Genomic DNA, 21,845 nt, shown 5'->3' on the forward strand with positions numbered 1-21,845 from the left:
GCCGCGCTAACAGGCAGTAAAGCGCCTTCGCATCTATTTACCGAATTTCAGGAATTTTCCAATCCATGGGCAAATCGCTGGTCATCGTGGAATCCCCGGCTAAGGCCAAGACCATCAACAAGTACTTGGGCAACGAGTACGTGGTGAAGTCGAGCATCGGCCACATCCGTGACCTACCCACCAGCGGCTCGGCGAGTACCGCCAAAGAGCCTGCTAAGCGTGGTAAAGCCGCAGCGGGTGAAGTGCCGGCGCTGTCGCCCAAGGAAAAAGCCAAGCGTCAGTTGTTTGCGCGCATGGGCGTTGATCCAGAGCACGGCTGGAAAGCCAAGTACGAAATCCTTCCCGGCAAGGAAAAAGTCGTCGAGGAACTGCGCCGCTTGGCCAAGGATGCTGACACCATCTATCTCGCAACCGACTTGGACCGCGAGGGGGAAGCCATTGCTTGGCACCTGCGCGAATCCATCGGTGGTGATGACAGTCGCTATAAGCGTGTGGTGTTCAACGAGATCACCAAGAAGGCGATTCAGGAGGCGTTCTCCAAGCCTGGTGAGTTGGACATTAATCGGGTCAATGCTCAGCAGGCACGGCGTTTTCTTGATCGTGTTGTGGGTTACATGGTTTCGCCACTGCTGTGGGCGAAGATCGCCCGTGGTTTGTCCGCTGGCCGTGTGCAATCGGTTGCGGTGAAACTGGTGGTCGAGCGCGAGAAAGAGATCCGCGCTTTCGTCCCCGAAGAATACTGGGAAGTACACGCCGATCTGGGCACTGCCAAAGGCGCCAATGTGCGCTTTGAAGTGGCTCGTGAGAACGGCGCAGCCTTTAAACCGCTTAATGAAGCCCAGGCCATGGCGGCCCTGGCTACGCTGAAAGCCTCTAGCTACAGCATCAGCAAGCGCGAAGACAAACCGACCAGCAGCAAGCCTTCCGCGCCGTTTATTACCTCCACGCTGCAACAGGCCGCCAGTAACCGCCTGGGCTTTGGGGTGAAGAAGACCATGATGATGGCTCAGCGTCTGTATGAGGCTGGCTACATCACCTATATGCGTACCGACTCGACCAATCTCTCGGCTGACGCCGTGAGCATGGTGCGCAGTTTTATTGAAAGCGAGTTCGGCAAGAAGTACCTGCCAGCCAACCCGATTGCCTACAGCAGCAAAGAAGGCGCGCAGGAAGCGCACGAAGCGATTCGTCCTTCCGACGTCAACCTCAAGCCGACTCAGCTGTCGGGCATGGAGCGTGACGCCGAGCGTTTGTATGAGTTGATCTGGCGCCAATTCGTCGCCTGCCAGATGCCGCCGGCCGAGTACCTGTCGACTACCGTGACCGTCACTGCTGCTCAGTTCGAGCTGCGTGCCAAGGGTCGTATTCTCAAGTTCGACGGCTACACGCGGGCATTGCCGCAGCTGAGTAAGCCGGGCGATGACGATGTATTGCCCGAAATGAATCAAGGTGAAGTGCTCAAGCTGGTTAAGCTCGATCCGAGCCAGCACTTCACCAAGCCGCCTGCTCGCTACTCGGAAGCCAGCTTGGTTAAAGAGATGGAGAAGCGCGGTATTGGTCGTCCTTCGACCTACGCTGCAATTATCGGCACTATTCAGGATCGCGGTTATGTGGCGCTGCACAACCGCCGTTTCTACTCCGAAAAGATGGGCGATATCGTTACTGAGCGTCTCTCCGAGAGCTTCTCTAACCTGATGGACTACGGCTTTACCGCAGGTATGGAAGAGAATCTGGACGATGTGGCGCAGGGCGAGCGCGAGTGGAAGCATGTGCTTGATGAGTTCTACGGCGACTTCAAGAAGAAGCTTGAGGTGGCGGGCGACAGCGATGGTGGCATGCGCGCCAATACACCAACGCTCACGGACATTGCTTGTCGCGATTGCGCTCGGCCAATGACTATTCGCACGGCCTCGACAGGTGTATTCCTTGGCTGTTCAGGTTATGCATTGCCGCCAAAAGAGCGCTGCAAGGCTACGGTCAACCTGGTGCCGGGCGATGAGATTGCCGCAGATGACGAGGGCGAGTCGGAATCGCGTGTGCTGCTTGGCAAGCATCGCTGCCCAATCTGTTCGACCGCGATGGATGCCTACCTGCTTGATGAGACCCGCAAGCTGCATATTTGCGGTAATAACCCGGATTGCCCGGGCTATGAAGTGGAGCAGGGCCAATACCGCATCAAGGGTTACGAAGGCCCTAGCCTGGACTGCGACAAGTGTGGCAGCCAGATGCAGCTGAAAACCGGTCGCTTCGGTAAGTTCTTCGGCTGTACCAATAGTGAGTGCAAGAACACCCGCAAACTGCTGAAAAGTGGTGAAGCAGCGCCGCCGAAGATGGACCCGGTGAAGATGCCGGAGCTGAAATGCGAGAAGGTCAACGATACCTACATTCTGCGTGATGGCGCTTCGGGCTTGTTCCTGGCTGCCAGCCAGTTCCCGAAAAACCGTGAGACCCGTGCGCCGCTAGTGGTCGAGATTATTCCGCATCGTGATGAAATCGACCCCAAGTATCACTTCCTCTGCGACGCTCCGCCGAAGGACTCGCAAGGCCGTGCTGCGGTAATCCGCTACAGCCGCAAGACCAAAGAGCAGTACGTGCAGACTGAGGTCGACGGAAAACCGACTGGCTGGCGCGCGTTCTTCGACGGTGGTAAGTGGAAAATCGAAGATAAGGGCTGATCTAGCTGAGTGCGCGCCTGCCTCTGGTGGGCGCGTATATCTGTCAACGCCTTAATGGAGTGTGCTGTCATGGCCAACGAGCTCTATACCCGCACCAATCAAAAAATCTTCTATGCAGGCCTGGCGCTGGAGTCCTGGCGTAAGGCTGAACAGGCGCAGAGCATAAACTCGCTGGCCCTGATCCAGGCTGAGCGCGAGGCTGCGCTATTTCATCTGTACGGTGCCTTGTTAGGCTTATGCCATGAAATTGCCGGCTATTACCGTTTGCCTGACAGTGCAGCTCCGCGCGCAGAGAGCTTCCTCACGTCAGCGGTTCTGCACGCTGCACCGAGTCAAGAATTAGGCGAGTTGGTTGAGCTGGCGCAGTCCCCCGCTAGCTGGGTTGCTCAGCTTTTGACGGCTTATGCTGCGCTTTTTCAGCCGCCGCAAGCTGGCAAGCAGAGTAAAACTGACCCGACGACGCCGTTGATTACGGCGGTCAGCTTGGACGAAGAGGTTGAGCCTCTGGGGCATCAAGCTCTGGATGCTTGGCGGCAGCAGTTGAAATCCCTGGCACAGCGTTTTCGCGAAACCCTGAGTGAGTGGTAATCCGTTGATGGATCGGCGGGCTAGGGTGAGTCAGGACAGACTGTTACACTACGCGCCTTTCGTGGAGAGCTAACCCAATGCCTACATCCTTCCTGGAAATTGTCGAGTTGCCCGATGGGCGCATTGCCCTGCGTCGTGCCGAGGATGAAGAGTCGCTGGTGGTGCTGGACTTTTCTGCTGATGCCAAAGCCTTCCTGCAGGGGCAGCATGTTGAGGTGGCAAAGGCCATGCTCAATGTCGGTGTGCAGATGGCGGGGCGTTTAGCCGAAAACAATTTCCAGCAAGAAGAAGGGCCGCGGGTTCTTCACTGATCGTCCGCTGGTTTGGCGTCACTCAGGCGCTGGGCTGATCGCGACAGTTTGTATTTCTGCCTATTAGCCAACACGCACAGTCCTTGTGCGTATGTGTTGCGCAATTATCCCAAACTGATGTTCAGGCTTTGCGCCTTGCCCTGGCGGGCGGCTTGCTCAAGTTGGTTGCGCGCCTGGCGAGCAAGTGGGTGCAGCCAGCTGACGACGGTATGGCTGCGGCCAAGCGTTAATGCTTGTTGGGCCAGTTCCAGCGCGCTTTGCTCGCCGCGAGGGTGGAGTAGCAGAATACGTTCACGGTTTAGTCCGGCATCGCGTAACCACGTCTGGGTGAGGCTGGATGGTGGGGCGATGAGGGTTAACCAGCGTTCGTCGTGGTTGTCGCTTAGCTCACGCAGAATGGGGGCGAGCAGATTCAGGCAATGCCCGGCCGCGCCACGCAGCGACAGTTCACTGAAGGCTTCTGTCTCATCAGGCCACGGCAGCTCGTTAGCATTGGCAAGCATTGGGGTAACTGTCGAAGCCATAAATGCATCGAACAGTGGCAGCTGTGTACGGCTCAGTGATTGTGGAAACTGCATAGATCCTCCACCAGCAGGTGTAGCTACCTGCGTTGTCGATGCTGCGTTTTCAGTGGACTGTCAGCGGCGGATAACTCCGACGCTCAAGCCTTCAATGATCAGTTCCTGCTCTTCCAGATTCACTTCTATCGGTGCGAACTCAGGGTTTTCGGCAATCAGCCAGACCTTGTTTCCTTCGCGCTTGAAGCGTTTGACTGTGACTTCATCATCAAGGCGTGCCACTACAACTTGGCCATTACGCGCCTCGCGGGTGGTGTGCACGGCCAGTAAGTCACCGTCGATTATTCCGATATCTCTCATGCTCATGCCGCGAACACGCAGCAGATAGTCTGCCTTGGGATGGAAGAAGTCCGGGTTGATCCGGCAAGACTCTTCCACATGTTGTTGCGCAAGTATTGGTGCCCCAGCAGCCACGCGACCGATAACTGGAAGGCCGTTTTCTTCTTCTGCGTTGGGTTCAAAACCCGGGATGCGAATACCGCGAGATGCTCCAGGCGTCATTTCGATCGCACCTTTGCGGGCTAGCGCCTTGAGGTGTTCTTCAGCGGCGTTCGGCGATTTGAAGCCCAGTGCCAGAGCGATTTCCGCACGGGTGGGCGGATAGCCGTTGTCCTCAAGGCATTGCTTGATCATGGCGAGAATTTCAGCTTGGCGCGGCGTCAGTTTTAGCATGATTGGCTCTGTTTTTTTGTACAGTGACTGGGATTATATACAGTGATGTGAGATTGGCAATCCTTGTGTTTTGGCCTCTACTCAATGCCCTTCATGCAGGGCATGATGTGAGGGGCTTTAAACAGGCTTGTCCGAAGTTCGTCTTGCTTGGGTTACTGTGGCGTTCTGAGGATTTTTGTGACTGCTCGGCCATAAGATGGCTTGCTCGGCTTGACAAGTCGGGTGGGTGAAACGTATGTTTCAAACAAGTGTTTGCTTAGATGAAAAAAGTCATGGCTCAGTCTGAAACAGTTGAACGCATTCTTGATGCCGCAGAGCAGCTTTTTGCGGAGAAGGGTTTCGCGGAAACTTCTTTACGTTTGATCACCAGCAAGGCCGGCGTCAATCTGGCTGCTGTGAACTATCACTTCGGTTCGAAGAAGGCATTGATTCAGGCAGTTTTCTCGCGCTTTCTTGGGCCTTTCTGCGCAAACCTGGAGCGTGAACTGGATCGCCGCCAGTCCAAGCCAGAGATCAAGGTCAGCCTGGAAGAACTGCTTGAGTTGCTTGTTGAGCAGACGCTTACCGTCAAGCCGCGCAGCGGTAACGATCTTTCTATATTTATGCGTTTGCTTGGCTTGGCTTTCAGCCAAAGTCAGGGTCACTTGCGTAAATATTTGGATGAGGTTTACGGCAAGGTTTTCCGCCGTTATATGCAGTTGGTGCATGAGGCCGCCCCACGTATTCCGCCGCTGGAGCTGTTCTGGCGGGTGCACTTTATGTTGGGCGCGGCTGCGTTCAGCATGTCTGGGATCAAAGCCTTGCGGGCTATGTCGGAAACCGATTTCGGGGTTAACACGTCGATTGAGCAGGTCATGCGTTTGATGGTGCCGTTCCTGGCTGCCGGTATGCGCTCAGAAACGGGCTTGGCCGATGAGGCGCTGGCCAGCGCCCAACTGAAACCTCGCGTCAAGGCTTCTGCCCCCGCTAGTAAAGTTTGACCGTCTGTGGGTGGGCTTGGTGGGTTTGATCCGCTAAGCTAGCCGCCCATGGCAGCTCTCGATTTTCTCCACATCTCCCTTGCCGATCAGTGCCTGTATGGCTTTGCCAATGGGCAGCTGCAGCTGCGTCTGAATGTTTCCACTGCGCTCAATGGTGCGGGTGAGCGTAATGGCTCTGGTTGTACGCCGCGTGGCTTACATCAGGTGCGCGCGAAGATTGGTGATGGTTTACCCCGCGCAGCCGTGCTGCGTGGGCGGCGTTGGACGGGCGAGGTCTGGTCGCCTGAGTTGCATGCGCAATTCCCAGGGCGAGACTGGATTCTTACGCGCATTCTCTGGCTGAGTGGTTGTGAGCCTGGACGTAATCGTCTGGGCGATGTCGATACCTTTCGCCGCTATATCTATATACACGGTACGCCGGACTGCGAGCCCATGGGCGTGGCGCTGTCACATGGCTGTGTGCGCCTGCGCAACAGTGATTTGCTGGAGTTATTTGCGCGTGTGCCGGTCCGGTGTTCGGTTCAGATTGACGAGGCGGCTTGTCCGGTTTGGGCTGCTACGCCTCTTTATTAAGGATTGATTGTGAGTTCACCCATGCACGGTTCATTGATGCTGGATGTCGCTGGTACTTGGCTGACGGCTGAAGATCGGCAGCTTCTGCGCCAGCCACAGGTGGCGGGGTTGATTCTGTTTGCCCGCAATATCGAAGATCCGCGCCAAGTGCGCGAGCTGGCGGCGGCCATTCGTGCGGTGCGCCCGGATCTGCTGCTTGCCGTTGATCAGGAAGGTGGGCGCGTGCAGCGTTTACGTCAGGGCTTTGTGCGCTTACCGGCGATGCGTGCGCTGGCCGATAACGCCAATGCTGAGTATTTGGCTGAGCAGTGTGGTTGGATTATGGCCACGGAAGTCCTGGCCGCCGGTTTGGATCTGAGCTTTGCTCCGGTGCTGGATCTCGATCATCAGCGCAGTGCTGTGGTCGGTAGCCGGGCTTTTGAGGGTGATGCGCAGCGTGCGACCCTGCTGGCCGGGGCTTTTATCCGTGGGATGAATGCGGCCGGTATGGCTGCAACGGGCAAGCATTTCCCCGGTCATGGTTGGGCCGAGGCGGACTCCCATGTAGCGATTCCGGTGGATGAGCGCAGCTTGGAGCAGATCCGCGCCGTTGATCTGCAGCCGTTTGTGCAACTCAGTCGGCAGTTGGCGGCGGTGATGCCGGCGCACGTGATCTATCCCCAGGTGGACAGCCAGCCTGCCGGTTTTTCCCGCCGCTGGTTGCAAGACATTCTGCGTGGTGAGCTGGGCTTTGATGGGGTTATTTTCAGTGACGATCTGTCCATGGCCGGCGCGCATGTGGTGGGTGATGCCGCCTGCCGTATCGAGGCTGCACTGACTGCCGGCTGTGATATGGGCCTGGTGTGCAATGACCGAGCGGCCGCCGAGTTAGCCTTGAGCGCCCTGCAGCGGCTTAAAGTAGAGCCGCCACGGGGGCTGGCGCGAATGCGCCGACAAGCTTTCCCGGGGATTGAATATCGGCAGAGCCCGCGCTGGCTGGCAGCACTTGGCAGCCTGCGCGATGCGCAATTAATCGACTGAGGAGTGATGGATGACGGTTTACGCGATTATCGGTGGTACCGGTCTGACCAAGCTGGACGGACTGACCATCAAGGCGGCGCTGCATATCGATACGCCCTATGGCGCACCCTCTGCGGCAGTGCTCAAGGGTGATTACGCCGGGCGTGAGGTGCTGTTTCTTGCGCGTCATGGGCATCCTCACCGTATCCCGCCGCATCAGGTCAATTACCGGGCGAATCTTTGGGCGCTGCGTGAAGCCGGGGCCAAGGCGATTATTGCGGTGAATGCGGTGGGTGGCATTCATGCCGCTATGGGCACGGGACATTTTTGCCTGCCGCATCAGATCATTGATTACACCTACGGGCGCGAGCACACCTATTTCGAAGGTGAGCTGGAGCACGTGACCCATGTGGATTTCAGTCATCCTTACGATGCTGGCTTGCGCAGCAAGTTGGTCGATGCGCTAACGGCAGAGCACTGTGCCTTCAGCTCTCACGGGATTTACGGTTGTACGCAAGGGCCACGCCTGGAAACTGTTGCCGAAATCTCCCGAATGGAGCGCGATGGCTGCGATATCGTTGGCATGACCGGCATGCCAGAAGCTGTTCTCGCGCGTGAGTTGGCACTGCCCTATGCCTGTTTGGCGCTGGTGGTGAACCCGGCTGCTGGTAAGTCACGTGCGCTTATCACCATGGCGGAGATTGAGCGCGCGCTGGATGAGGGGATGGACACGGTCAAGGCTGTGCTGGCGCGTGTGCTGAGTAATTGATACCTGCACGCCATTGAAAAGGGCCGCATCGTGCGGCCCTTTTTTGTATCTGTAATGTTTACTGTGGCCTGACGCGGATCAGCATGCCCAGGCTGCCGTTATCCACAAAGGTCAGTTCACCGCTTTTCAGGCGGCTACTTTGTTTGATGCGCTCGCTGTCGCTGAGGCTGCCGTTGGCATCGAATTGATTGACCCAAATGTCACTCTCCAGCTCGATTAAGCGACCATCTTTGAGGCTGATGCGGCCTTCGACCGGGTAGTGGCCAAACTGCTCGTCACCCGTGTGGATGGCAACGCTACTGCTTGAGTCGCCAAGGCTCTGCACCCAGGCCTGGTGCAGAAGTACCTGATAGCCGCTGGATGGATTGAGTTTGTCGGCTTCGGCATTCAGCGCAGTGCTACGGCTGTTGTTGGCGTCCACCGGCAGGGCATCCTGCTCCCAGTTATCGGGTGGCAGTTGGCCTGCGGAAATCGTATCGACAGATTGACGGAACACGATGACTTCAACCTGGTAGAGGCTTTCAGCCAGCGCCGCGCTGCTATTGAGCGTGCACAGCAGGATAAGCGGCAGCAGGGTAAGGGTGCGAAGTGCGCGCATGGGTCAGTCCTTTACAGATTGCGAGAGTAAGCGCTCAAGCAGAGCTTCGAGCGTGTTGAAGCGTTCTTCTGGGCGCTCCATTGGCACTTGGAGGCGGAACAGGGTGGCGCCTTCGAACTTATAACGCGTGGGATGGCTCTGGATTAGCTTGATCAGGGTCAGCGGATCGACACAGGTGCTGGCGGCAAACTCGATACGTCCGCCTTGTGGGCCAGCATCGATTTTCTTGATCCCGAGTTTCTCTGCCTGCAGTTTGAGCAGGGTGATACGCACCAGGTTTTTGGTGGGCTCCGGCAGCAGACCGAAGCGGTCGATCATCTCGACTTGCAGCTCCTTCAGGCCATCTTCGTCGATGGCGTTGGCGATGCGTTTGTAGAGAATCAGTCGTGCGTGCACGTCCGGCAGGTAGTCTTCGGGGATCAGTGCCGGCACGCGCAGGTTGATTTCCGGGCCGCCGCCGAGTGGCTGGTCGAGGTTGGGTTGTTCGCCCTTGCGGATCGATTTCACCGCGCGCTCGAGCATTTCCATATAAAGCGTGAAGCCCACGGCCTGGATCTGCCCGCTCTGGCCATCGCCAAGCAGTTCGCCGGCACCGCGAATCTCCAAATCGTGAGTGGCCAGCACGAAGCCTGCGCCGAGGTCTTGCGCATTGCTGATGGCCTCCAGGCGCTTCTGCGCATCATCGGTCATCTGCTTGCGTGGTGGTGTTAGCAGGTAGGCGTAGGCTTGGTGGTGACTACGCCCGACGCGGCCGCGCAATTGATGCAGTTGCGCCAGACCGAACTTGTCGGCGCGCTCGATGATGATGGTGTTGGCGCTGGGCACGTCAATGCCGGTTTCGATGATGGTCGAGGCGATCAGTACGTTGAAGCGCTTGTGATAAAAGTCGCTCATCACCTGTTCCAGCTCGCGCTCGCGCATCTGTCCGTGGCCGATGCCAATGCGCGCTTCGGGCACCAGCTCGGCGAGGTCGGCGGCGCATTTTTCGATGGTTTTCACGTCGTTGTGCAGGTAGTACACCTGGCCGCCGCGCAGTAGTTCGCGCAGCAGTGCTTCCTTGATCGTCGGGTTGTTTTGCTCCATGACAAAGGTGCGCACCGACAGTCGGCGGGCTGGCGGTGTGGCGATGATCGACAGGTCGCGCATGCCGGCAACGGCCATGTTCAGGGTGCGCGGAATCGGCGTGGCGGTCAGGGTGAGAATATCCACCTCGCTGCGCAGCGCTTTCAGCTGTTCCTTCTGGCGCACGCCAAAGCGGTGTTCTTCGTCGATGATGCTCAGGCCCAGGTCCTTGAAGCGCACGTCGTCCTGCAGCAGCTTGTGCGTGCCAATGACGATGTCGATCTTGCCCTCGGCCAGTTTGGCCACGGCCTCGTTGACCTCTTTGGTCGACTTAAAGCGGCTCATCACCTCGACCGTTACCGGCCAGTCGGCGAAGCGGTCACGGAAGCTGTTGTAGTGCTGCTGGGCGAGCAGGGTGGTGGGCACTAGCACGGCTACCTGGCGGCCGCTGTGCACGGCAATAAACGCCGCGCGCATGGCCACTTCGGTTTTACCGAAGCCAACATCGCCGCAGACCAGGCGATCCATCGGTTTGGGTGCGAGCATGTCGGCCAGCACCGCTTCGATGGCGGATTGCTGGTCAGGCGTTTCCTCGAACGGGAAGCCGGCACTGAAGGTGGCGTAATCGGCCATCGGGTCCTTGAAGGCATAGCCTTCGCGGGCGGCGCGACGGGCATAAATGTCGAGCAATTCGGCGGCCACATCGCGAACCTGTTCAGCGGCCTTGCGCTTGGCTTTTTGCCACACTTCCGAGCCGAGGCGGTGCAGTGGTGCGAGGGCGTCATCGCTGCCGGTGTAGCGGGCGATCAGGTGCAGGCTGGCCACGGGTACGTAGAGCTTGGCTTCTTCGGCGTACATCAGGGCGAGGAATTCAGCCGCCTGGCCGTCGAACTCCATGGTCACCAGGCCCAGGTAACGGCCTACGCCGTGGTCAATGTGCACCACTGGCGCGCCTTCACGCAGTTCTGTGAGGTTCTTGATGACGTTGTCGCCGCCATCACGGGGCTTCTCGCGACGCCGGCGTTGCATGACGCGTTGGCCAAATAGCGGGCTTTCCGCCACCAGGGCCAGGTCATCGAGCAGTAGGCCGTCATCCAGCGGGGCGATGCAGATGCCCAGGCGCTGCTTGCTCGCGGTGAACGCAGGCCAGTTGTCGAACTCTTTGGGTTTAAGTTTGAGGCGGGCGAGTAGCTCCAGTAGCACCTCGCGGCGACCGGCAGACTCGGCGCAGAACAGCACGCGGCCGGGGTATTCCTCAATAAAGCGCCGCAGCGCGGCCAGCGGCTCACTGGCCTTGGCCTGGATCGCCAGGTCGGGCAGGGGCATGGCGTTGAAGCGTTGGCGGCCTACGCCGTCGTCAATATCGTCTTGGCTGACGACCACGCGCGGCCAGTTTTTCAGGCGGGCGAAGCAGTCTTCCACGGGCAGGAAAATATCCGCAGGCGGCAGCAGTGGGCGTTCTGGGTCCACGCGGCGGTCTTCATAGCGGCTGCGGGCGTCCACCCAGAACTGCTCGGCGGCTTTTTCGATACCTGGCAGGGAAAATACTTGGGTGTCGGCGGGCAGGTAATCGAAGAGGGTGGCGGTTTCTTCGAAGAACAGCGGCAGGTAGTACTCGATGCCTGCTGGGGTTATGCCGGTGCTGAGGTCCTGGTAGATGGGGCAGCGGCGAAAATCCACGTCGAAACGTTCGCGAAAACGTCCACGGAAATCAGTGACGGCTTTCTTTTCCAGTGGGAATTCGCGCGCCGGCAGCAGCTTGATCGACTCGACCTTATCGATGGAACGCTGGCTCTCTGGGTCGAAGGTGCGCAGGGTTTCGATTTCATCATCGAACAGGTCGATGCGATACGGCAGGCTGCTGCCCATCGGGAACAGATCAATCAACGCGCCGCGTACAGCGAACTCGCCGTGCTCGTACACCGTGTCCACGCAGCGATAGCCGGCGGCTTCCAGGTTGCCACGCATTTGGTTGACATCAAGCTGCTGGCCAACGTGCATCACCAGGCTGCTGCCGAGCAGGAAGCGCTTGGGTGCCAGGCGATGTAGGGCGGTGGTGATTGGCACTACCAATACACCGTGCTTTAGCTCGGGCAGGCGATACAGCGCTGCAATGCGCTGGGAAATGATGTCTTGGTGTGGCGAAAATAGGTCGTAGGGCAGGGTTTCCCAGTCAGGGAAATGCAGCACCGGTAAATCCGGGGCGAAGAAGCTCAGCTCTTCCTGCAGGCGCTCGGCGCTCTGGCTGTCGGCGGTTAACAGCAGGGTGAAGCGTTTGGCATTGCTGGCGGCTTCGGCAATCGCCAGGCTCAGCGCAGCCCCCGGTAGGTTGCCCCAATGTTGTTTCCCGGCAGTGGCCGGCAGGGATGGTAGAGGTAATACGGACGCGGTCGGCACAGACACAGGCAGCTCACGGTCAAGGCACAGGGTCGCCGATTGTAGCGGGCGTTTATGTGCGGTGTCAGTTACGACAGTCGTGCATTGCTCATGCGTGCTTGCGCCGTCATAATGTAGCCCCTTTTTTCAGCCCCTACATGTGGAAGGTACTGCCCGTGACTCAGAAGCCCGACCAGTGTCTCGGTGAGTGGATCGATCGAGAAGCCCTTGCGGAAGCGATGATTCCGATGATTGGCCAGCTCTACCGTAACAACAACGTGGTCACCTCGATCTACGGCCGTGGTTTGATCAACCGTTCGGTGATCGACATTCTTAAAGCCCACCGTTTCGCCCGTCACCGCTTGGCTGACGGCAGTGAGTTGTCGGTGCACGAAACCTTCCCAATCCTGAAAACCATGACCGAGCTCAAGCTGGGTGCGGCATCGGTGGATTTGGGCAAGATGGTCAGCAAGTTTAAGGCTGACGGTAAAGGCCGTAGCATCGAACAGTTCGTTAAAGACGAGCTGGTCGAAGTAGCCGGCAGCCAGAACAGCGCAGCCCGTGAAGGCACTGATGTCGTGCTCTACGGCTTCGGTCGTATCGGCCGCCTGCTGGCGCGCATCCTGATCGAGAAAACCGGTGGTGGTGATGGCCTGCGTCTGCGCGCCATTGTTGTGCGCAAAGGTGCAAACAACGATCTGTCCAAGCGCGCCAGCTTGCTGCGTCGCGATTCGGTCCACGGCCCGTTCGACGGCACCATCACTATTGATGAGGCCAGCAACACCATCACTGCCAATGGCAACCTGATTCAGGTGATCTACGCCAAAGATCCGAAAGAAGTCGATTACACCCAGTACGGCATCAAAAACGCGTTGCTGGTGGATAACACCGGTGTATGGCGTGACGCTGAGGGTTTGGGTCAGCATCTGGCCTGCCCGGGTGTCGATCGCGTGGTGCTGACTGCGCCGGGCAAGGGGGCGCTGAAGAACATCGTGCACGGCGTTAACCACAGCGAGATCACTGCGGATGACAAGATCATCTCGGCCGCTTCTTGCACCACTAACGCCATCGTGCCGGTGCTCAAGGCGATCAATGATCAGTACGGCATCGCCAATGGTCACGTCGAAACTGTTCACTCGTACACCAACGACCAGAACTTGATTGACAACTTCCACAAGGGTGATCGTCGTGGTCGTTCGGCTCCGTTGAACATGGTAATCAGCGAAACCGGCGCAGCCACTGCGGCGGCCAAGGCACTGCCCGTGTTGAAGGGCAAGCTGACCGGTAACGCGATTCGCGTACCAACGCCGAACGTGTCGATGGCCATTCTCAACCTCAACCTTGAGAAAGCCACCAGCCGCGAAGAGATCAACGAGTACCTGCGCCAGATGGCCATGCACTCGGATCTGCAGAAGCAGATCGATTTCGTGCAGTCGCAGGAAGTTGTTTCGACTGACTTCGTTGGTTCGCGTCATGCCGGTGTGGTCGATGCTGAAGCCACTATCTGCAACGACAACCGCGTTGTGCTGTACGTGTGGTACGACAACGAGTTCGGTTATAGCTGTCAGGTGGTGCGTGTGATGGAAGATATGGCTGGGGTTAACCCGCCTGCTTTCCCGCGCTAAACGACGCGTGTTGATAAAAACGGGAGCTAAGGCTCCCGTTTTTTATTGGCTGAAATTTATGCCTAATCAGCCAATAGGCTGGTGCGCAGCTTATCTGACAGGCCGTTGGGTGATAGCCAAATACCTAGGTAGGCTTTGGCCAATTTAGTGTCCTGGCTGGCATAGGCGGTTTTGCCATTCACTTCCAGGCTCAGACCGCTGTCAGTATTGAAATTCAAAGCGTAGCGGTCGCCGCGGCGGATGTCGCGAAAGGTGGCGTGCAGGGCATCGATGCCTGGGCGTAGGCGCTCCAGTGTGGCTACGTCGTGTTGACGTTCGAGGGTGACCCAGGCGGCCTTGATCACGTCTTGGCTGTCGATGTTGCGAAAGTAGTAAAGCTCCAAGCGTTGGCTCAGTGGTTTGGCGATCGCTTGGCTCGCTGTAGCCTGAGGTGGGGCGTAGAAAGCGGCGGCGTAGACGTCAACCCATAGGTAGTTCAATACGCTCTGGTTCTTTCGTTCCAGATTGCTTTGCTCAAGGGCGTGGGTAATTGGGAAATTGGCCTCTTGTAGGCGTTCCAGGTTGTTGGCGAGTGATTCGCCGCTCAGCAGTAATAAAGTGCTGAGCACCAGTAATAGGCGCATGGGTGAGGCTCCATTTAGTCCGTTGTTGCTATGTCTCGCGCTCCGACTTTGCCGTCAAGCCGCGATCTGTTGCCTTCTGTTACGGTTAAACCGGATAAAAGCAAGCGCTTGGGTGGTCACTGGCAGAGGCAGCGCTTTATAATCGGCCGGATTTTTCCTCGCGACCGACACCCTGCTCAACGCCCGCGTTATTTTGTTGGTGTTGTGCCACGTTTTTTACGTTGGTGTCGTCCGTATTCTAAAAAAGCTTATAAATCAGTGGTTAGGCAAACCTATGATCAACATAAAACATGGGCTTGATTTGCCCATAACCGGCGTGCCGGTGCAGCGCATTGAGGCTGCAAGGCCTGTGCGTAGCGTCGCCGTCATCGGCTTCGATTATCACGGTATGAAGCCTTCGATGGAGGTTCAGGTCGGTGATCGAGTCAAGCTTGGTCAGGTGCTGTTCTCTGATAAGAAGTCGCCAGGCGTGCAATACACCGCTCCGGCAGCAGGCGTAATCAGCGCGATTCATCGCGGTGAGAAGCGTGTACTGCAATCGGTAGTGATTGATGTTGAGGGTGATGAGCAAATTACCTTTGACGCATTTAGCGCTGAGCAACTGGCAACTGTTGGCGACGCGAAAGTGCGTGAGGTCCTGCAGCAGTCAGGTCTGTGGACCGCGCTACGGACGCGCCCGCTGAGCAAAGTGCCGGCCGTAGATGCCCAGCCTAGCTCTATTTTTGTCACGGCCATTGATACTCATCCGCTGGCAGCCGATCCGTCTGTGGTGATCGCTGAATACGCCGCTGATTTTGAGCACGGGCTGCAGGTTTTGAGCAACCTAGCCAAGGTGTTCCTCTGCAAAGCCGACGGCAAAACCTTGCCCGGCGAGCAGTTGAATAAGGTCCAGGCTGAGGCTTTTGCCGGCCCGCACCCAGCTGGGTTGGCGGGTACGCATATTCACTTCCTTGATCCGGTTAGCGCCACCAAGAGTGTCTGGTCGCTCAACTATCAAGACGTAATCGCCATCGGCAAGCTATTCACTACCGGACAACTCTGGGTTGAGCGCGTTGTCGCATTGGCCGGTCCTGTGGTTGAGCAACCGCGTCTGCTGCTTACTCGTCTGGGCGCAAGCCTGACTGAGTTGACCGCTGGTCAGTTGCAGCCGGGTTCTAATCGGGTGATTTCTGGGTCTGTACTGGGTGGTCGCACCGCACAGGGGGCATTTGCTTTCCTTGGTCGCTATCACATGCAGGTGTCTTGCCTGGCAGAGGGTAACGAGCGTGAGCTGATGCATTACCTGCGTGCTGGGGTGAATAAGCACTCGGTGATGAATATTTTCGTCTCCAAGCTGATGGCGGCGAAGAAGTTTGCCTTCTCCACCACCACCAACGGCAGCCCGCGCGCCATGGTGCCGGTGGGTAATTACGAAGCCGTGATGCCGCTGGATATTCTGCCGACTCAACTACTGCGCTATCTGATCGTCGGTGATACCGAAATGGCGCAAAAGCTCGGTTGCCTGGAACTCGACGAAGAAGACCTGGCGCTGTGCACCTATGTATGTGCCGGCAAGTATGAATACGGCCCGATTCTGCGCGATAACCTCGCCCGCATCGAGAAGGAAGGTTAAGTCATGGGTATCCGTGCATTTCTCGACAAGATCGAGCACAACTTTGAAAAGGGCGGCAAATACGAGAAGTGGTATGCCTTGTATGAGGCTGTCGACACCTTCTTCTATCGCCCTAGCAGCGTAACCAAGACCACGGCTCACGTGCGTGACGGCATCGACCTCAAACGCATGATGATCACCGTGTGGCTGTGTACCTTTCCTGCCATGTTTTTTGGTATGTGGAACACTGGTTACCAGGCCAACCTGATCTTCTCCAACAGCCCGGATTTACTGGCTGCGCAAGAAGGCTGGCGCTTTGCGCTGATTGGCTCGCTGGCTGGTTTTGATCCGAATAGCCTGTGGGATAACTTCATTCAGGGTGCCGCTTACTTCCTGCCAGTTTATGCGGTGACGTTCATCGTCGGCGGCTTCTGGGAAGTTTTGTTCGCTTCGATCCGCAAGCACGAAGTCAACGAAGGCTTCTTTGTGACCTCCGTGCTGTTTGCCCTGATTCTGCCGCCAAGCATTCCGCTGTGGCAGGTTGCACTGGGTATCAGCTTCGGCGTGGTGATCGGCAAGGAAGTGTTCGGTGGTACGGGGAAAAACTTCCTCAACCCTGCGCTGACTGGCCGTGCTTTCCTGTTCTTCGCCTACCCGGCGCAAATGTCCGGTGATGCGGTATGGACCGCAGTTGATGGCTTTGCCGGTGCAACTTCGTTGAGCCTGGCTGCTGCCGGTGGTGTTGAAAACGTGGTTAACCACGGCATCACATGGATGGACGCATTCTTCGGTACGATCCAGGGCTCCATGGGTGAGACCAGTACGTTGGCCCTGTTGATTGGTGGCGGTGTGCTGCTGATTACCAAAATTGCCTCCTGGCGGATCGTCACCGGGGTGATGCTGGGCATGATCGGCTTCAGCCTGCTGCTCAATACGCTTGGCTCGAACACCAATCCGATGTTCGCCATGCCGTGGTACTGGCACTTGGTCGTTGGTGGTTTTGCCTTTGGCATGCTGTTTATGGCCACGGACCCGGTGTCATCGTCCATGACCAATACCGGCAAATGGATCTTTGGTGCGTTGATCGGCGTGATGGTTGTGATGATCCGTGTGGTCAACCCGGCCTTCCCAGAGGGCATGATGCTGGCGATCCTGTTCGCTAACCTGTTCGCGCCGCTGATCGACCACTTCGTCGTTCAAGCCAATATCAAGCGGAGGCTGGCACGTAATGTCTAGTCAAAAAGAATCCACCGTCCGCACCTTGGTGGTAGCCCTGTTGGTGTGCCTGGTGTGCTCGGTATTTGTCGCCGGTGCAGCGATTGCACTGAAACCGACCCAGGTAGAAAACCGTCAGCTGGACAAGCAGCGCAGCATCCTGGCAATTGCCGGGTTGGGGCAGCCGAACATGCCTAGCGCGCAAGTCAAAGAGATGTTCAAGGGGACTGTGACAGCCAAGTTGGTTGACCTGGAAACCGGCAAATTCTCCGACGCCAAGGACCCGCTGACCTTTGACCCGTTGAAAGCTGCCAAGGACCCTAAACTGTCCAGCGCACTTAGCGCCGATAAGGACATCGCGTCGATCAAGCGCTTGGAGCGCTACACCACAGTTTATGTGGTGGAGAAAGATGGCCAGTTGGACACGCTGATCATGCCGGTGCGCGGTTACGGCCTGTGGTCCACCCTGTATGGCTTTATTGCCATCAAGGGCGACCTTAATACGGTTGCCGGTATGGGCTTCTACCAGCACGCCGAGACCCCGGGTCTGGGTGGCGAGGTGGATAACCCTAAGTGGAAGGCCCAGTGGCTGGGTAAAACCCTGTTCGATGAAAACGGCAAACTGTCGGTCGCCGTGGTCAAGGGTGGTGTTGATCCGCAAAGCCCTAAAGCCATTCACCAGGTTGACGCACTGGCTGGCGCGACGCTGACCAGCAAGGGCGTGGATAACCTGCTGAAGTTCTGGCTGGGTCAGAACGGTTTTGGTCCGTTTATCGCTAACCTGCGCGCAGGGGAGGCTTAATCATGTCGCAGCCGACTATTAAAGAAGTCCTGCTTAACCCGATCTTCAATAACAACCCGATTGGTTTGCAGATTCTGGGTATTTGCTCCGCATTGGCGGTGACCTCGAACCTGAAAACTGCTTTGGTGATGTCGATTGCCCTGACCCTGGTAACCGGCTTCTCCAACCTGTTTATCTCGATGATTCGCAGCCAGATCCCTAGCTCGATCCGCATGATCGTGCAGATGGTGATCATTGCCTCGCTGGTAATCGTCGTCGATCAGGTGCTCAAGGCTTATGCCTTCAGCCTGTCCAAACAGCTGTCGGTATTCGTCGGTCTGATCATCACCAACTGCATCGTGATGGGCCGTGCTGAAGCCTTTGCCATGCAGAACCCACCGGTACTGTCGTTCTTCGACGGTATTGGTAACGGCCTGGGTTACAGCGCCATGCTGGTGATGCTGGGTATCGTCCGCGAGCTGTTCGGTGCCGGCAAACTGATGGGTTACGAGATCATCCCGGTGATCAACGATGGTGGCTGGTACCAGCCTAATGGCTTGCTGCTGCTGCCACCTTCGGCGTTCTTCCTGATTGGTTTGTTTATCTGGGCACTGCGTAGCTGGAAGAAAGATCAGCTAGAGAAACCGAGCTTCAAGATGGCTCCGCAAGTCTCGAATAAGGAGGCCTACTAATGGAGCATTACCTCAGCTTGCTGGCCAAGGCGGTGTTCGTCGAGAACATGGCTCTGGCGTTCTTCCTTGGCATGTGCACCTTTATTGCCATTTCTAAGAAAGTCGAGACAGCGATTGGCCTGGGCATTGCGGTTATCGTGGTCCAGGTTATCACCGTGCCGGCGAACAACCTGATCTACACCTACTTGCTGAAAGATGGCGCGCTGGCCTGGGCTGGTTTGCCGGAAGTGGACCTGAGTTTCCTCGGGCTGCTCAGCTACATCGGTGTGATCGCGGCAATCGTACAGATCCTTGAGATGCTCCTGGATAAGTACGTACCGAGCCTCTACAACGCCCTGGGCGTGTTCCTGCCGCTGATTACGGTGAACTGCGCCATCATGGGCGGCACCTTGTTCATGGTCGAGCGTGACTACAACCTGGCGGAAAGTACTGTGTATGGCTTCGGCTCGGGTCTGTCCTGGGCACTGGCGATTGCTGCGTTGGCAGGCATCCGCGAGAAGCTCAAGTACAGCGACGTACCGGCCGGCCTGCAGGGATTGGGCATCACCTTTATCACCATCGGTCTGATGTCGCTGGGCTTCATGTCCTTCTCTGGCGTGCAGTTGTAAGGAAGGGATGAATAGATGATCAATTTAGAGATTTTCATCGCCATCGGCATGTTCACCGGCATCGTGCTGGCGTTGGTGCTGGTCATTCTCGCGGCGCGCGCCAAGCTGGTTTCCAGCGGTGACGTAAGCATCGAGATCAACGGCGAAAAAACCATTGTGGTTCCGGCGGGCGGCAAGTTGCTGCAAACCCTGGCTGCCAACAACATCTTCCTCTCGTCGGCTTGCGGCGGTGGCGGTACCTGCGCCCAATGCAAGTGTGTGGTCGAGCACGGTGGCGGCGAAATGCTGCCAACCGAAGAGGCTGCATTCACCCGTCGCGAAGCCAAGGCTGGCTGGCGTCTGTCCTGCCAGACCCCGGTCAAGCAGGACATGAAGATCGAAGTGCCGGAAGAAGTCTTCGGTGTGAAGAAGTGGCAATGCACCGTTGAGTCCAACCCCAACGTGGCGACCTTCATCAAAGAGCTGACGTTGAAACTGCCTGAAGGCGAGAACGTCGACTTCCGTGCCGGTGGTTATGTGCAGCTGGAATGCCCGCCGCACGAGGTGTTCTACAAGGATTTTGATATCCAACCGGAATATCGCGGTGACTGGGACAAGTTCAACCAGTGGAAGTACGTGTCCAAGGTCGAGGAGACCGTGATTCGTGCTTACTCCATGGCCAACTACCCGGAAGAAGTAGGGCTGGTGAAGTTCAATATCCGTATTGCTTCGCCACCACCGGGCAAAGATGATTTGCCGCCTGGCAAGATGTCGTCCTATGTGTTCAGTCTCAAGCCGGGTGACAAGATCGACGTGTACGGTCCCTTTGGTGAGTTCTTTGCCAAAGACACCGATGCCGAGATGGTGTTTATCGGTGGCGGTGCTGGCATGGCACCGATGCGTTCGCACATCTTCGACCAGCTCAAACGTTTGAAATCGACCCGCAAGATCAGCTTCTGGTACGGCGCACGCTCTATGCGTGAGGCGTTCTATAACGAAGAGTACGATCAGCTGCAGGCCGAAAACCCTAACTTCAAGTGGCATTTGGCCTTGTCTGACCCGCAGCCAGAAGATAACTGGACGGGCCTGAAAGGCTTTATCCACAACGTACTGTACGAGAACTACCTCAAGGACCATCCGGCTCCGGAAGAGTGCGAGTTCTACATGTGCGGTCCACCCATGATGAATGCTGCGGTGATCAAAATGCTGGTTGATTTGGGTGTGGAGGAGGAGAACATCCTGCTCGACGACTTCGGCGGCTAACCATGATCTATGCGGTACTACGGCCCGTTATCGCTGTCAGCTTGCTGGCAGCCCTAACGGGCTGCTGGTTTTCAGAGCGAATAGAAGAGTTCGGTGGCCCGACTATGGGCAGCACCTACTCGATTAAATACGTACGCAGCAAAGACTCGCCAAGCCTTGATCTGCTCAAGCGCGAGACCGAAGCGATCCTGGCTGAGGTTGATCAGCAGATGTCGACCTACCGGGCCGACTCAGTGATTGAGCGGTTCAATGACGCGCCAGTGGGTACCTGCCAGGTTATGCCTGCGCCAGTGTTGGAGCTGATTGAAACGGGTCGAGAGCTCAATGAGCAAAGTCAGGGGGCTTTTGACCTGACCCTTGAGCCATTACTCAATCTTTGGGGTTTTGGGCCTAAAGCGCGCGTTGAGAAGGTACCGACGCCGGAGCAGTTAGCCGCTGCCCGTGAGCAGGTTGGCATGCAGTATTTGCGACGTGTTGGCGAGCAGTTGTGCAAGGACGTCGATGTTCAAGTGGACTTCAACAGCATCGCCGCCGGTTATACCGTTGACCGAGTTGTGCAACGTTTAACCGAGCTGGGCATTAACAGCTACTTGGTTGAAATAACCGGCGAACTGAAGGCCGCGGGTAGAAAGCCCGATGGCCAGCAGTGGCGTATCGGGCTGGAAGCGCCGCAGACCGGTGAGCGAGTGGCCCAGCGGGTGTTGGAGTTGGATGGCTACGGGATTTCTACCTCGGGTGATTATCGAAATTACTTTGAGGAAAACGGCCGCCGTTATTCTCACACCCTTGACCCGTTGACCGGTGCTCCGATCACGCACACGCTGGCAGCAGTAACGGTGGCAGATAAATCGACCCTACGGGCCGATGGCTTGTCTACAGTACTCATGGTCATGGGCACTGAGCGTGGCTTGGCATTTGCAGAACGCATGGGTATCGCCGCGTTCTTCATAACCCGCGAAGGCGATACTTTCGTCACGCAGAGCACCCCGGCTTTCGAGCAGCTATTTGCTGAAGGAGAAGAGAAATGACGTTCGTGGTGGTTTTTTTGGTCATGGTCCTGGTCGTCGGCATGATGGCCGTGGGCGTGATCATGGGGCGCAAGCCAATTGCTGGTTCTTGCGGCGGTATTGCTAACCTGGGTATCGAGAAAGAGTGCTCGATTTGTGGTGGTAGCCGTGAAAAATGTGAAGAAATTAACAGTGATCCACAGGCCAAACCCGAAGGCTTAGCTTACGACGCTAGCAAGCGCTGATCGCCCTGCAGCCGCCTAAGGGGTAGGCTGCGGCT

General features: G+C 57.2%; 21 protein-coding genes. 16 read left to right on the plus strand and 5 right to left on the minus strand.

Annotation, left to right across the window (positions count from 1 at the left end):
- Positions 1-65: 65 nt before the first annotated feature.
- The 3 genes from topA to VCA57_RS11685 all read left to right on the plus strand — a co-directional run bounded on the left by topA (position 66) and on the right by VCA57_RS11685 (position 3,574).
- On the plus strand, positions 66-2,675 hold the full coding sequence (topA, locus tag VCA57_RS11675) for a type I DNA topoisomerase (protein ID WP_411185194.1): 2,610 nt from the start codon (positions 66-68) through the stop codon (positions 2,673-2,675).
- 69 nt (positions 2,676-2,744) lie between these two features.
- Positions 2,745-3,263, plus strand: a complete 519-nt coding sequence (locus VCA57_RS11680) for a DUF6586 family protein (protein ID WP_411185195.1) — start codon at positions 2,745-2,747, stop codon at positions 3,261-3,263.
- 77 nt (positions 3,264-3,340) lie between these two features.
- Positions 3,341-3,574 (plus strand): hypothetical protein, encoded by a 234-nt coding sequence (locus tag VCA57_RS11685; RefSeq protein ID WP_090248059.1) that lies wholly within the window; start codon positions 3,341-3,343, stop codon positions 3,572-3,574.
- Between the two features lie 104 nt (positions 3,575-3,678).
- Here VCA57_RS11685 and sulA read toward each other — a convergent pair whose 3' ends face one another.
- Both sulA and lexA read right to left on the minus strand, forming a co-directional pair.
- Positions 3,679-4,152 (minus strand): SOS-induced cell division inhibitor SulA, encoded by a 474-nt coding sequence (gene sulA / locus VCA57_RS11690; protein ID WP_411185196.1) that lies wholly within the window; start codon positions 4,150-4,152, stop codon positions 3,679-3,681.
- Between the two features lie 60 nt (positions 4,153-4,212).
- On the minus strand, positions 4,213-4,824 hold the full coding sequence (lexA, locus tag VCA57_RS11695; protein WP_411185197.1) for a transcriptional repressor LexA: 612 nt from the start codon (positions 4,822-4,824) through the stop codon (positions 4,213-4,215).
- Between the two features lie 272 nt (positions 4,825-5,096).
- Here lexA and VCA57_RS11700 point away from each other — a divergent pair, with 272 nt between their 5' ends.
- Genes VCA57_RS11700 through VCA57_RS11715 form a run of 4 tightly spaced genes read left to right on the plus strand, consistent with a single transcriptional unit; the run spans position 5,097 to position 8,145 of the window.
- Complete coding sequence (locus VCA57_RS11700; protein WP_411185198.1) at positions 5,097-5,804, plus strand: TetR/AcrR family transcriptional regulator; 708 nt, start codon at positions 5,097-5,099, stop codon at positions 5,802-5,804.
- Positions 5,805-5,852: 48 nt separating this feature from the next.
- Positions 5,853-6,377 (plus strand): L,D-transpeptidase family protein, encoded by a 525-nt coding sequence (locus tag VCA57_RS11705; RefSeq protein WP_411185199.1) that lies wholly within the window; start codon positions 5,853-5,855, stop codon positions 6,375-6,377.
- A 21-nt stretch (positions 6,378-6,398) separates the two neighbouring features.
- Positions 6,399-7,397: a beta-N-acetylhexosaminidase gene (nagZ, locus tag VCA57_RS11710; RefSeq protein ID WP_411185516.1), complete on the plus strand. Its 999-nt coding sequence runs from the start codon at positions 6,399-6,401 to the stop codon at positions 7,395-7,397.
- Positions 7,398-7,407: 10 nt separating this feature from the next.
- Positions 7,408-8,145 carry an S-methyl-5'-thioinosine phosphorylase gene (locus tag VCA57_RS11715; RefSeq protein ID WP_411185200.1) on the plus strand — a complete coding sequence of 246 codons (738 nt, stop codon included), beginning with the start codon at positions 7,408-7,410 and terminating at the stop codon, positions 8,143-8,145.
- A gap of 58 nt (positions 8,146-8,203) precedes the next feature.
- On the opposite strand, the gene VCA57_RS11720 is transcribed toward VCA57_RS11715, so the two are convergent.
- Positions 8,204-8,743 (minus strand): CsiV family protein, encoded by a 540-nt coding sequence (locus VCA57_RS11720; protein ID WP_411185201.1) that lies wholly within the window; start codon positions 8,741-8,743, stop codon positions 8,204-8,206.
- Positions 8,744-8,746: 3 nt separating this feature from the next.
- Positions 8,747-12,202: a transcription-repair coupling factor gene (gene mfd, locus VCA57_RS11725; protein ID WP_411185517.1), complete on the minus strand. Its 3,456-nt coding sequence runs from the start codon at positions 12,200-12,202 to the stop codon at positions 8,747-8,749.
- Between the two features lie 137 nt (positions 12,203-12,339).
- Between mfd and VCA57_RS11730 the strand changes: the two genes are divergently transcribed.
- Positions 12,340-13,806: a glyceraldehyde-3-phosphate dehydrogenase gene (locus tag VCA57_RS11730; RefSeq protein ID WP_411185202.1), complete on the plus strand. Its 1,467-nt coding sequence runs from the start codon at positions 12,340-12,342 to the stop codon at positions 13,804-13,806.
- A gap of 62 nt (positions 13,807-13,868) precedes the next feature.
- On the opposite strand, the gene VCA57_RS11735 is transcribed toward VCA57_RS11730, so the two are convergent.
- Complete coding sequence (locus VCA57_RS11735; RefSeq protein ID WP_411185203.1) at positions 13,869-14,429, minus strand: chalcone isomerase family protein; 561 nt, start codon at positions 14,427-14,429, stop codon at positions 13,869-13,871.
- Positions 14,430-14,703: 274 nt separating this feature from the next.
- On the opposite strand from VCA57_RS11735, the gene VCA57_RS11740 reads away from it, so the two are divergent.
- From VCA57_RS11740 to nqrM, 8 genes are read left to right on the plus strand one after another with little or no spacing between them, the layout of a single operon-like run.
- A complete protein-coding gene (locus VCA57_RS11740; RefSeq protein ID WP_411185204.1) occupies positions 14,704-16,041 on the plus strand; it encodes a Na(+)-translocating NADH-quinone reductase subunit A in 1,338 nt (445 codons plus the stop codon).
- Between the two features lie 3 nt (positions 16,042-16,044).
- The gene (locus VCA57_RS11745) at positions 16,045-17,256 is read left to right on the plus strand and encodes an NADH:ubiquinone reductase (Na(+)-transporting) subunit B (protein WP_411185205.1); all 1,212 of its coding nucleotides are present in this window, start codon (positions 16,045-16,047) and stop codon (positions 17,254-17,256) included.
- A complete protein-coding gene (locus tag VCA57_RS11750) occupies positions 17,249-18,037 on the plus strand; it encodes a Na(+)-translocating NADH-quinone reductase subunit C (protein WP_411185206.1) in 789 nt (262 codons plus the stop codon). The genes VCA57_RS11745 and VCA57_RS11750 overlap by 8 nt, the downstream gene beginning before the upstream one ends.
- A 2-nt stretch (positions 18,038-18,039) precedes the next feature.
- Positions 18,040-18,708 (plus strand): NADH:ubiquinone reductase (Na(+)-transporting) subunit D, encoded by a 669-nt coding sequence (locus tag VCA57_RS11755; RefSeq protein ID WP_411185207.1) that lies wholly within the window; start codon positions 18,040-18,042, stop codon positions 18,706-18,708.
- Positions 18,708-19,316 carry an NADH:ubiquinone reductase (Na(+)-transporting) subunit E gene (gene nqrE, locus VCA57_RS11760; protein ID WP_090238197.1) on the plus strand — a complete coding sequence of 203 codons (609 nt, stop codon included), beginning with the start codon at positions 18,708-18,710 and terminating at the stop codon, positions 19,314-19,316. The genes VCA57_RS11755 and nqrE overlap by 1 nt, the downstream gene beginning before the upstream one ends.
- Before the next feature lie 15 nt (positions 19,317-19,331).
- Positions 19,332-20,558, plus strand: a complete 1,227-nt coding sequence (nqrF, locus tag VCA57_RS11765) for an NADH:ubiquinone reductase (Na(+)-transporting) subunit F (protein ID WP_411185208.1) — start codon at positions 19,332-19,334, stop codon at positions 20,556-20,558.
- A gap of 2 nt (positions 20,559-20,560) precedes the next feature.
- Entirely contained in the window at positions 20,561-21,586 is a 1,026-nt protein-coding gene (locus VCA57_RS11770; protein WP_411185209.1) for an FAD:protein FMN transferase, read from the plus strand.
- Positions 21,583-21,810, plus strand: coding sequence for a (Na+)-NQR maturation NqrM (gene nqrM, locus VCA57_RS11775; protein WP_411185210.1), 228 nt, complete (start codon positions 21,583-21,585; stop codon positions 21,808-21,810). Before VCA57_RS11770 ends, nqrM begins: the two co-directional genes overlap by 4 nt.
- Positions 21,811-21,845: the final 35 nt, after the last annotated feature.

It is taken from the genome of Pseudomonas sp., from assembly GCF_046581935.1.
GTDB lineage: Bacteria > Pseudomonadota > Gammaproteobacteria > Pseudomonadales > Pseudomonadaceae > Aquipseudomonas.

What these genes read in the sequence shown, in the direction of transcription:
- VCA57_RS11745 (WP_411185205.1), top strand. Translation starts at nt 16,045, where the DNA reads ATGGGTATCCGTGCATTTCTCGACAAGATCGAGCACAACTTTGAAAAG.
- VCA57_RS11750 (WP_411185206.1), top strand. Translation starts at nt 17,249, where the DNA reads ATGTCTAGTCAAAAAGAATCCACCGTCCGCACCTTGGTGGTAGCCCTG.
- nqrM (WP_411185210.1), top strand. Translation starts at nt 21,583, where the DNA reads ATGACGTTCGTGGTGGTTTTTTTGGTCATGGTCCTGGTCGTCGGCATG.
- VCA57_RS11720 (WP_411185201.1), bottom strand. Translation starts at nt 8,743, where the DNA reads ATGCGCGCACTTCGCACCCTTACCCTGCTGCCGCTTATCCTGCTGTGC.
- VCA57_RS11755 (WP_411185207.1), top strand. Translation starts at nt 18,040, where the DNA reads ATGTCGCAGCCGACTATTAAAGAAGTCCTGCTTAACCCGATCTTCAAT.
- nagZ (WP_411185516.1), top strand. Translation starts at nt 6,399, where the DNA reads ATGCACGGTTCATTGATGCTGGATGTCGCTGGTACTTGGCTGACGGCT.
- sulA (WP_411185196.1), bottom strand. Translation starts at nt 4,152, where the DNA reads ATGCAGTTTCCACAATCACTGAGCCGTACACAGCTGCCACTGTTCGAT.
- VCA57_RS11685 (WP_090248059.1), top strand. Translation starts at nt 3,341, where the DNA reads ATGCCTACATCCTTCCTGGAAATTGTCGAGTTGCCCGATGGGCGCATT.
- VCA57_RS11740 (WP_411185204.1), top strand. Translation starts at nt 14,704, where the DNA reads ATGATCAACATAAAACATGGGCTTGATTTGCCCATAACCGGCGTGCCG.
- VCA57_RS11770 (WP_411185209.1), top strand. Translation starts at nt 20,561, where the DNA reads ATGATCTATGCGGTACTACGGCCCGTTATCGCTGTCAGCTTGCTGGCA.
- VCA57_RS11680 (WP_411185195.1), top strand. Translation starts at nt 2,745, where the DNA reads ATGGCCAACGAGCTCTATACCCGCACCAATCAAAAAATCTTCTATGCA.
- VCA57_RS11730 (WP_411185202.1), top strand. Translation starts at nt 12,340, where the DNA reads ATGTGGAAGGTACTGCCCGTGACTCAGAAGCCCGACCAGTGTCTCGGT.
- VCA57_RS11705 (WP_411185199.1), top strand. Translation starts at nt 5,853, where the DNA reads ATGGCAGCTCTCGATTTTCTCCACATCTCCCTTGCCGATCAGTGCCTG.
- lexA (WP_411185197.1), bottom strand. Translation starts at nt 4,824, where the DNA reads ATGCTAAAACTGACGCCGCGCCAAGCTGAAATTCTCGCCATGATCAAG.
- topA (WP_411185194.1), top strand. Translation starts at nt 66, where the DNA reads ATGGGCAAATCGCTGGTCATCGTGGAATCCCCGGCTAAGGCCAAGACC.
- nqrE (WP_090238197.1), top strand. Translation starts at nt 18,708, where the DNA reads ATGGAGCATTACCTCAGCTTGCTGGCCAAGGCGGTGTTCGTCGAGAAC.
- VCA57_RS11715 (WP_411185200.1), top strand. Translation starts at nt 7,408, where the DNA reads ATGACGGTTTACGCGATTATCGGTGGTACCGGTCTGACCAAGCTGGAC.
- VCA57_RS11735 (WP_411185203.1), bottom strand. Translation starts at nt 14,429, where the DNA reads ATGCGCCTATTACTGGTGCTCAGCACTTTATTACTGCTGAGCGGCGAA.
- VCA57_RS11700 (WP_411185198.1), top strand. Translation starts at nt 5,097, where the DNA reads ATGGCTCAGTCTGAAACAGTTGAACGCATTCTTGATGCCGCAGAGCAG.
- nqrF (WP_411185208.1), top strand. Translation starts at nt 19,332, where the DNA reads ATGATCAATTTAGAGATTTTCATCGCCATCGGCATGTTCACCGGCATC.